The organism is Mumia sp. ZJ430 (assembly GCF_011751845.1).
Lineage (GTDB): Bacteria > Actinomycetota > Actinomycetes > Propionibacteriales > Nocardioidaceae > Mumia.
Genome location: NZ_JAAHFK010000006.1, coordinates 1 through 2,115 on the forward strand (window position 1 = coordinate 1; position 2,115 = coordinate 2,115).

The window sequence follows — 2,115 nt, forward strand, 5'->3', positions numbered from 1 at the left end:
GCGGGGGTGTAGCGGGTGTCGCCGGTGTAGGTGGTGGTGATTTTCCAGGTGCCGCGTGTGGTCTTGGGGAGTTTGACGGTGGCTTTGCCGTTGCGGACGGTGGCGGTGGTCTTGAGTTTCTTGGAGCCCTTTTTGAGTACGAGGGTGACCTTGCCTCTGGGGGCGGTCAGGCCGGTGGGGCGGGCGATGGTGATGGTGGCCTTGCCCTTCTTGCGGCTGGAGGGCTTCTTGGTGATCTTGGTCTTTACGGTGCCGGGGCGGGCTTTGGTGACGGTGTAGGTGGTGGTGCGTGTGGCCGTGTTGAGGGTGGTGTTGCCGTGGTAGGAGGCGCGTAGGGTCCATCGGCCGGGGGTGGTGGTTCGTGGGATCGAGTAGAGCTCTTGGCGCCGAGTGAGCGGCCGTTCAAGGTGAGGGTGACGGTGCCTGTGGCGCTGTTGGAGACGGTGACGGTGACCGTTCCTGCACGTCCGTACGCACCCGCAGGCGCCGCCAGTCCCACTGTGGGGGTGGGTTTGGCGACTGGGGAGGTGGGGGTGGAGGTGGCGGTGCGGGTGAGCGCGCCCTTGGTGGCGGTTGTGCGGTAGGTGATGCGCTTGCCAAGGTGTGTGGCGTTCAGTGCGAGGCTGGTGCCGGTGGCGCCCGCGATCGGGGTGCCGTTGGCCAGCCACTGGTTCGTGACGTTGTCGGGGGCGCCGGAGAAGGTGCCCGCGGTGCCGGTCAGAGTCTGGCCGGGCCGTGCCACGCCGGTGACGCGAGGCACAACAGCGGTCTTCACATCCGCCACGATCACGGAGTCGTGCGCTCCGCCGGCGGCGATAGCTGTGACCGGCGCGCCGCTCAGCGAGGAAGGCACTTCCATTGCGGGATCCGAGGAGTCGTCCCAGCGGTGAATCCCGCCCTCGGAGTCCAGCGCCATTGCCTCGACGTACTGGGCGCTGATCGCAACTACCGTCTTGCCGGTCAGCGAAGCAGGGATGGGATACGCGTCCTGCGGGCCCCACTGCCGCACTGTGCCGTCCGCGAGTAGGGCGAGACCGCCCAAGCGGCGGCTAGCGATGGACTTGACGTTGCCAGGGATGGTCAGCTCGGCAGGGAGGTCGAGCTGACCGACGTTGTTGAGTCCCCAGGCGACGACGGTCCCGTCACTCTTGAGCGCGTAGGTATGGCTGTCGCCGGCGGCAACCTTCTTGACACCAGTCAGCCCGGCAGGAACCGCGAGTGCGCCGCCGCTAGCGAGGTTTCCCCACGTGACAACGGTGCCATCGCTCTTGACCGCGGCCGCGTGCTTCGCGCCGATCGTGAGGTCGACGACACCTGACAGCCCGGCGGGCACCTTTGTCGGATCGCCCGTGATCGCTTTATAGCCCCAGCCGACAACAGTGCCGGCTTGTGTCACGACGCCAGCGTTGTCCGCGCTCGCGGCGATGGCTTTCACCTTGACGCCGTTGAGGCTTGCGGGCACCTTCTGCGGCTGAGCGCCCTGGGTGCCGTTGTGGCCCCAGGCCACGACCCGGTTGTCGCCGGTCAGCGCAACCGAGAAGCTGTGCCCATTAGCGATGGCAGTGATGGCTGTGTCCGACAGGGCTGCGGGGACGGTCGTGGCTCCCGATTCGGTCGCGCGTCCCCAGCTGACGATGGATCCGGCTTGAGCGAGGGGTACGGGGGTGACGGCGTTGGCTGGGATGGCGGCGAGTGCGCTGAGGGTCAGGCCGAGGGAGGCGACCGCGGCGGCCAGCACACGTCCGCGGCGGTGGCGGGGTGTTGGCTCTGGCCAACCGCGGGTGTTCTGGGGGTCAACACTCATCGTGGCTCTCCTTCGAGCTCGACCCGTCACGCGTGCACGCACGGCGGCGGGTGTGGTCTGCGTCACGCGCCATTCAAAGACGCAGGCCACGCCTAGTCCAGCGATTCGCGAGAGTGGACATGAAAGAGCCCGAGAAGTTGTCACGCCAGTGACAACTTCTCGGGCACTGGAGCGAAATCGCTCCTGACGCCTGGCTTTGTGTTAGCCGAGGATGCGGCCGTTGGTGACGTTGATGTTGAGGGTGTTGCCTGATCCGGGGACGAGGAGGTTGATGAGCCAGGTGTTGAGGCCGCAGTGCTGGAAGTCTCCGA

1 protein-coding gene is annotated in these 2,115 nt (G+C 66.9%); it reads right to left on the minus strand.

Annotated elements, in window-relative coordinates:
* Positions 1-244 precede the first annotated feature (244 nt).
* Positions 245-1,804: a hypothetical protein gene (locus HCT63_RS20155; RefSeq protein ID WP_167009405.1), complete on the minus strand. Its 1,560-nt coding sequence runs from the start codon at positions 1,802-1,804 to the stop codon at positions 245-247.
* Positions 1,805-2,115 lie beyond the last annotated feature (311 nt).